The following is a 7,859-nucleotide window of genomic DNA, read 5'->3' on the forward strand; positions in this document are numbered from 1 at the left end:
TGCTGCCGCAAAGGCAGCATCTTCCTCCACAAATAAAAATACCAGACGCTTGATTCCAGGCGCTTCGCCGTAGTAGGTGGGATTGGCTTCTACAATCAATTGCTGGCCCTCATTCCACTGCACCAAGCGATAAGGCCCTGAGCCGATGGGGCTACGGGCATAATTGGTACCGTGAGCATGTTTGGGCACAATACCCAGAGTAACCAGACGGTTAACGAATGTACTTTGAGGTTCTTTCAGGCGCAACTCCACCGTATCAGCGTCGAGCACCACAGCTTCATCCAACACCGTTACATCGGTTAAACCGCCGCTTTCCGCTGCTTTGTTGAACGTGTAGGCTACATCTTCAGCAGTAACGGGCTTTCCATCCGAGAAAACAGCGTCTTGACGAATACTGACGGTCCAAACTTTGCGATCCTCACTAACGCTGTAATCTGTCGCAAGGTCATTGACTAATTCCAAGTTCTCATTGCGTTGTAGTAAAGTGCTTTGAAATAATGGGGAACCATAACGTCCCCACCCAAGAGTAGGATCATATCCTTCTTCGCTTTCACCCCCGATTGCCAGCACAATTTGATCCGCAGAACCTGTTTGTTGTGTCGAAGATGTAGATTGTTGAGAGCTTCTTTGATCTGCAGGGGCAGTGCATGCTGACAGCGTTTGCACAAGCAATAATAACCCCATCGTGTAGAAAAATCTGCTACTTAGACCCATAAGCTACTGCTTCCAAGATGTAAATACACCAGGCTATTTACTTGTAGTTGTTATACCTTTTGCAAGTAAATGGACTTACTGAGGTTGCACAATATCATTTCTCTTTGGAAGCCAACAATGCAGGGGGGAGGGATAAATAGTGCCTCTTTCTATAAATTTCCAATTCATTTAAGATATGGAGCAAAATCATCAATTTTAAGTGTTGTTCAGTAATCAAATATCAATTACGGTGGCTGCTTAAAAATAAGATTTGTGCATCTATCCCGCGAGACGTTTTACTTTAAAGGCTCGCAAAGTGCCGTTATCTCTATCTAAATTTTGTGAAACTTTTAGGTTTTCGATAATTGGTGCCCAGCAGCAAGGAGTTGTGAGCGATTGCTAACGTTAGCAAACTAAATTGTATCCATCATTACAATGCACGGATTCGCACTTAAGCCTCTAGTCGCTGAGAGTCTCTATTTCTCTTTATCCTTTATAAAAGTGGACTACCGAAAAAAGTAGGTGGGTTCTTGGAAACTCACAAAGCCTCAAAGCCTTGTTCTTTCGTTGAGAAATTACTTCTCTCTCGTGAGAGTTGTAAACTGACCCTCATGCATCATTAATTAGATTCAATTTGAAGTATAAAACACCGTAATGGGAAGACTAGGACTACATGCAGAGAATTCCTCTAACCCAGTTTCGGTGTAATCCAGTTATGAGCAAAGCTCCCATTCCTGAGAATGAAAGTCAACGGATTGAAGCTCTTTTAGGTTATAACATCCTCGATACTGAAGCCGAGGAAGCTTTCGATAACTTAACGCGACTAGCCTCTTACATTTGTAATATACCTATCGCCTTAATCAGCTTTATTGACCACGATCGCCAGTGGTGCAAATCTCACATTGGCTTAACTACAACTGAAAACAGTCGAGATTCTGCTTTTTGTAGCTATACCATTTTGCAGTCAGATCTATTAGTAGTCCCAGACTTAACTCAAGATCCTCGCTTTGCGAATAATCCTTTTGTAACTGGATATCCCGGTATACGCTTTTATGCAGGTGCTCCTTTGACTACAGCTGAAGGGTTGGCGTTAGGAAGCATATGTGTTATGGATCATGTTCCTCGAACACTTACCTGTGATCAGTTAGAGACATTGAAGGTGCTTGCCCAGCAGATTGTCAGTCAGCTAGAACTACGAAAGACGGTCAAGCAGTTGGGGCAAGTGAATCTTAAATTAGATCGTGCCACCAAGCTAAAAGATGAATTTTTAGCGAATATGAGCCATGAGCTTCGTTCTCCTTTGAACGCCATTTTAGGAATGTCTGAGAGCTTAAAGGAAGAAATTTGTGGCCCATTGAATGAGCGCCAGAGAAAGATGGTTACTACGATTGAAAGAAGTGGTGAACACTTACTGGAATTGATTAATGACATTCTGGATTTGTCTAAAATTGAATCCGGCCATTTAGAGTTAGAGCTTGCTGATGTATCCATACAAAAATTCTGTGAAAGCAGTCTCATGTTCGTTAGGCAAGCGGCTTTCAACAAGCAAATTACTCTTGATTCGTACCTATCTAATGCAGTAGAAGATTTTCATTTTGACGAACGCCGCATGCGTCAGGTGCTAATTAACCTTCTTAATAATGCAGTCAAATTTACTGCCGAAAAAGGATACGTTCAGATGGAAATAACTGTCAGGCGTCCTGATGAAATATTAAAACAAAGTGATGGGGAGTACTTTACTTCTCCAAATCCTTATCTTTGTATTTCAGTGCGTGACACTGGTATTGGAATTTCCTCTGAAAATCAAGAACGCTTATTTCAGCCCTTTGTACAAATCGATAGCAATCTGAACCGTCAGTATCAAGGTACAGGACTTGGGCTAGCGCTATCTCAGCGTATTGTGAATCTGCATGGTGGTTGGATTACCCTTGATAGCCAATTAGGGCAAGGAAGTTGTTTTACGATATACTTACCTCAACCAAAATTGATAGGTACACAGCACAGGGCACATTCATCACCCAGTGTATGCAATGATGAGATAGGTCTAGAGATTCCGCTTGAAACAGTAGTGCATGGCTCTCCTCTCGTTCTGTTGGCAGAGGATAATGAAGCGAATGAGCAAACATTAGTATCATATTTGGAAGCTAAGGGATATCAAGTTGTGATGGCTCACGATGGCTATCAAGCAGTTGCGATAGCACAAGCCCAAACTCCTGACTTAATTTTGATGGATATTCAAATGCCAAAAATGGATGGGCTGGAGGCGATACATCAAATTCGGCAGCATTCCCCTTTGGAGGAAGTTCCAATTATTGCGTTGACCGCATTAACTTTGCCTGGGGATCAGGAACGGTGTCTTAATGCTGGAGCTAATATATATTTGAGCAAACCTATACAAATGAAAGCCTTAGTGTCTGTTATGCAAACACTTCTAAAATCCACATAAGAAGCTAATGTTGCATAGTTCATGAGCACGGAATATTGGCTTTTAATTGACTAGTACTCTGCGGCATGAATAGACCTATGATTTAGAACGCTAGCAACTTGCCTTTGAATGTCCATTGAAAGGGCTTGGCCATTGTCTGGTTGAAGTAGTCAATAAAGGAAAGAATTTGCGCTTTGAGGTCGCTGGTAGAAGAGAAATTACCCCGTCTCGGCCTGATTGAAGCGACGCTGTCACCAGATGCAATTAGCCCTAATTCGGAGCCTGAAACAACATAAATTCGTTACTTGGCCGAGGCTAATGTGGAAAATGACGGCATTTTTTAGTACAAAATAACTGTGATGTAACCCTTATAGGATAAAGGTTACAGCCTAATTGCACTTTATGACAGCGTCGCTTCAATCAGGCCTCATAGGAGGCACGCCGACTACCATGCTGGTGAGGAGTCATCCTAGCCGATACCTAAGTGGCTGCCTAGGCGATTACGCCCCTCTAGAGTCATCCCCCTTGACCCCGTAAGTATTCTGGCAAACCTGTTGTTGTACCGAAGGAGGACCGGGGGAACGCCTTCTCCCCCGCGCCGCTCTCGGACATGCGGGGCGGCATCGCTGGGGATGGCCTGATTGAAGCGACGCTGTCATAAAGTGCAATTAGGCTGTAACCTTTATCCTATAAGGGTTACATCACAGTTATTTTGTACTAAAAAATGCCGTCATTTTCCACATTAGCCTCGGCCAAGTAACGAATTTATGTTGTTTCAGGCTCCGAATTAGGGCTAATTGCATCTGGTGACAGCGTCGCTTCAATCAGGCCAGATAGTACAGCAAAGCAATTTAGCCAAGCTCGTAGAATCCAATGTTCGCTTTACTGGGGCCAATATTCCGGGACAGGAGACGTTGCTGTGTTTGGTTTATGTTCAGCGCCAGCCTAACATCCCGGGATCAGCTGAACAAATTCGTGCGGACCTGACTCAATTGATTCAAACTCGCTTGTTGCAGCAAGGGTTCAATGTCACCCCATTGGTCGAAGTTACTGTGTTAGAAACACCTGCGCTTAACTAATTAACCTACGGATGAATTCACCAAAGCTTCCTGAAAAAACAGCCCTCGAACGCGAACGTTCTGAGATTTTGCAGCAGATTGAAGACTGGCTCGATGTACCAATGTTGGTACTCAGCTTTCTCTGGGTAGCCCTGTTTGTGCTGGAACTGACCTATAGCTTAAATCCATTGCTAGAAGGTTTAAGCATCACCATCTGGATCGTGTTTATTATCGAGTTTGGCGTTAAGCTGCTCCTGGCTCCTCACAAAGTGGCTTATCTCAAGGCGCAATGGCTAACTGCAATCTCACTGCTGCTTCCCGCACTCAGAACGTTGAGAATTGTCAGAGTTCTCCGGGTGCTGCAAACAACGCGGGCAATGCGCGGCTTACAGCTGCTGCGGGTGCTGACGCGAACCAATCGCAGTATGCGATCGCTAGCTGCAAATTTTTCCCGGCGCGGGTTTGGCTATGTCGTGCTGCTAACCGTGATCGTTACCTTTGCAGGTGCGGCTGGGATGTACACCTTTGAACAAGCAACACCAAATGCGTCTGGACTTGATCATTATGGCACCGCTCTATGGTGGACAGCGATGCTAATGACTACCATGGGAGCTGATTACAGTCCACAAACGGCAGAAGGTCGCATCTTGTTTTTTCTGCTAGCGCTATATGCCTTTGCAATGTTTGGCTATGTGACTGCAACGCTAGCAACATTTTTTGTCGGGCAAGATGCAGATAACGAAGAAGCTGAGCTAGTCGGAGCAAAATCGATCGATGCATTGCGAGCTGAGATTATTGCATTGCGCTCTGAAATCCAGAACCTGCGACAAAGTGATCGCTCCCCCTAAGATAGAAGCCAGTTTTGCCTATTCTGCGTAAGGTTTGGTTGCAGCTTAGAGAATGTAATGAACGCAGAACTATCTACTGTATGGGACAAAATTCAGGCAATGGCAAACGGCTTTTTTGCCTTGCTGCCTAATATTGTGCTGGCGTTCATCGTCTTTGCGATATTTTTCCTCATCGCCAGAGTGATTAAGCGAACGGTGAGGAAGCTCACTCGCGATCGTCGCCAAGCTCGCAATCTGGGATTAGTGCTGGGGCGATTGGCTCAAGGCGTAACGATTCTGGCAGGATTATTTATTTCTCTGTCGATCGTCATTCCATCTCTCAAAGCAAGCGATCTCGTTCAGCTATTGGGAATCAGTGGGGTTGCCATTGGGTTTGCCTTTCGAGACATTCTGCAAAACTTTTTAGCGGGTATTTTGATCCTTCTGACTGAGCCGTTTCAGATTGACGACCAAATTGTATTTAAGGACTTTGAGGGAACCGTCGAACAAATTCAAACACGCGCAACAACGATTAGAACCTATGATGGTCGGCGCATTGTGATTCCCAATTCAGAGCTATTCACGAACTCAGTCACGGTTAACACGGCATTTGAAAATCGTCGCCTGGAGTACGACATTGGTATTGGCTATGGTGATGATATTGATACTGCCAAACGATTAATTCTAGAGGCAATTCATGAAACGGATGGCGTGTTAGAAAATCCTGCTTCTGATGCGATCGTGGTAGGACTGGCCGATAGTACCGTTAACATTCGCGCTCGCTGGTGGGTGGAACCGCCCCGGCGGGCTGATGTCTTAGACTTGCAAGACCGCGTCTTGACGAACATTAAAAATAAGCTGACAGCGAACGGGATCGATCTACCCTTCCCAACCCAACAGATTTTGTTCCATGACCAAACCGAAGCTAGTGATGGCGATCGCGCCCGTCAACGAGAAGGCTGGCCCGCCGGAACCAGCGAAGTTCCGAAGCCGCGCAGTATCAGCCACGCCCTCAGACAGTTGGCTGAGATCCACTCTCAACGCAATGGCGCTAGAGAGGGTAATGGATCTTCAACGAATCACAACCCGGCTCAGAATGATCGATGAAATACGCCAAATTAAGCAAACTGTGGAACTCTTTACATTCCAGTTTCTGGTTTGTGCCAACCCTCATGGTGGTACTGGCGATCGGGCTGTCGTTTATCACCATTGCCATCGACCAGAGTCGAGAAACGACCATTATTGGGGAGTTAGGCTGGGCTTATTCCCTCGGCCCTAACGGCTCACGCGCCATTCTTTCTGCAATTGCGGGTTCCATGGTGAGCGTTGCCACCACGGCTTTTTCTATTACGATTGTCGCCCTTCAGCTTGCCTCTTCTCAGTTTGGTCCGCGCTTGCTGCGTAACTTTATGCAAGACACGGGTAATCAGGTGGTGCTGGGAACCTTTATTTCTACATTTGTATACAGCTTAATGGTGCTGCGAACGATTAATGGTGTAGAAGAAAATGAGTTTGTGCCACACAGTGCAGTAACCTGTGGAATTGGCTTGGCGATCGCCAGCATTGGTGTATTAATTTACTTCATTCATCACTCCGCCTCATCGATTCAGGTCGATCAGGTGATCAAAAAAGTGGGTAGAGATCTCGATGATGCGATCGATAGACTCTTTCCTGGAAAGATTGGACGCAGTGCTCCAAAACAGCAGGAGCAACGCATTGCCGATATTTCACTCGAGTTCGATCGCGTTTCCTGTTCTATTAAGGCAGGTAAGAGTGGTTACGTTCAAGCGATTGATGACAAACGACTGATGCAAATTGCCACAGACAAAAAGCTGTTGTTACGGGTTCAGCAACGCCCTGGTCGCTTTGTCGTCAAAGGCAGTGAACTGGTACGCGTTTTGCCTGAAGAAAAGGTAAACAAGCAGCTTATCGCCCAAATCAACAATGCTTTTGTATTGGGTTCACAGCGTACCGAGCAGCAAGATATTGAGTTTTCGATCGATCAACTGGTTGAAATTGCAGTCCGGGCACTTTCCCCGGGAATTAATGATCCGTTTACTGCCATCCGCTGTATTGACCAGTTGAATGCTGCTCTCTGTCATTTTGCCCAACGAGAAATTCCTTCTCCTTACCGCTACGACCACAACAACCAGCTTTGCGTTATTGCTGAACCTATCACCTTTACAGATGTAACGGATGCTGCTTTTAATCAAATTCGACAATATGGACAGTCGAGTGTTGCTGTCACGATGCGGCTGTTAGAGGCAATCTCTGTCGTCGCATCTTTCACCCACCGAACGTCAGACCAAATCACGTTGCGGCGTCACGCCGATATGATTGAGCGCGGCAGCCAAAAGGAAATTGTGGAGGAGTTAGATCGCAAAGCAATTAAAGAGCGATATCTAGCCGCTGTGGAAGCAATTGAGCATCACTAATAAAAATGGTTCAGATGACCTGTCTTAGGTGGGACAAAGGTAGCGGTTGTGTCGCAAAAATAGGTCAATGGTAAGGTGAAAGGGCCAACAACCTCATCCCTTGCTTTTGTATCTAGCCCGCTTAAAGGGTTGCTGTCACCAGATGCAATTAGGTTGAAACCCTTTCAGGAGAAGAGATTGCGAATAGTTACTCTGTACTAAGAATTTTGGGTATATCCCAAATCAATCTCCATTGTTCAACGTAGTTGCGTTGTTTCAGACCCCGAAATTGTTGTTTCAATCATTGGATTTGCTCTAATTGCATTTGGTGACAGCAAGTCGGGTAAGAGGGAACACGTCACCGTGTCCCCCTCCCCTCAGAACCGCTCGTGACAGTCGTCCCATCAAGCGGCTCAAGCCATCTGTCACTCAGCATGTTTCC

Annotated in this window: 6 protein-coding genes; 5 read left to right on the forward strand and 1 reads right to left on the reverse strand. The window is 45.6% G+C overall.

The features are described from left to right. The coding region (locus tag NDI52_RS34320; RefSeq protein WP_348257151.1) for an ABC transporter substrate-binding protein at window positions 1-714 on the reverse strand (714 nt) is incomplete at its 3' end. A gap of 694 nt (window positions 715-1,408) precedes the next feature. On the opposite strand from NDI52_RS34320, the gene NDI52_RS34325 reads away from it, so the two are divergent. The 5 genes from NDI52_RS34325 to NDI52_RS34345 all read left to right on the forward strand — a co-directional run bounded on the left by NDI52_RS34325 (window position 1,409) and on the right by NDI52_RS34345 (window position 7,438). Then, window positions 1,409-3,139, forward strand: coding sequence for a response regulator (locus NDI52_RS34325; RefSeq protein ID WP_348257152.1), 1,731 nt, complete (start codon window positions 1,409-1,411; stop codon window positions 3,137-3,139). Between the two features lie 785 nt (window positions 3,140-3,924). Then, entirely contained in the window at window positions 3,925-4,197 is a 273-nt protein-coding gene (locus NDI52_RS34330; protein WP_348257153.1) for a hypothetical protein, read from the forward strand. A gap of 11 nt (window positions 4,198-4,208) precedes the next feature. Next, window positions 4,209-5,024, forward strand: coding sequence for an ion transporter (locus NDI52_RS34335; protein ID WP_348257154.1), 816 nt, complete (start codon window positions 4,209-4,211; stop codon window positions 5,022-5,024). Between the two features lie 57 nt (window positions 5,025-5,081). Then, on the forward strand, window positions 5,082-6,110 hold the full coding sequence (locus NDI52_RS34340; RefSeq protein WP_348257155.1) for a mechanosensitive ion channel family protein: 1,029 nt from the start codon (window positions 5,082-5,084) through the stop codon (window positions 6,108-6,110). Beyond that, window positions 6,107-7,438, forward strand: coding sequence for a DUF2254 domain-containing protein (locus NDI52_RS34345; RefSeq protein ID WP_348257156.1), 1,332 nt, complete (start codon window positions 6,107-6,109; stop codon window positions 7,436-7,438). The genes NDI52_RS34340 and NDI52_RS34345 overlap by 4 nt, the downstream gene beginning before the upstream one ends. The last annotated feature ends 421 nt before the right edge of the window (window positions 7,439-7,859 follow it).

Source organism: Leptolyngbya sp. PL-A3 (assembly GCF_039962325.1).
Classification (GTDB): domain Bacteria; phylum Cyanobacteriota; class Cyanobacteriia; order Elainellales; family Elainellaceae; genus Vacuolonema.

What these genes read in the sequence shown, in the direction of transcription:
- NDI52_RS34325 (WP_348257152.1), top strand. Translation starts at nt 1,409, where the DNA reads ATGAGCAAAGCTCCCATTCCTGAGAATGAAAGTCAACGGATTGAAGCT.
- NDI52_RS34335 (WP_348257154.1), top strand. Translation starts at nt 4,209, where the DNA reads ATGAATTCACCAAAGCTTCCTGAAAAAACAGCCCTCGAACGCGAACGT.
- NDI52_RS34340 (WP_348257155.1), top strand. Translation starts at nt 5,082, where the DNA reads ATGAACGCAGAACTATCTACTGTATGGGACAAAATTCAGGCAATGGCA.
- NDI52_RS34345 (WP_348257156.1), top strand. Translation starts at nt 6,107, where the DNA reads ATGAAATACGCCAAATTAAGCAAACTGTGGAACTCTTTACATTCCAGT.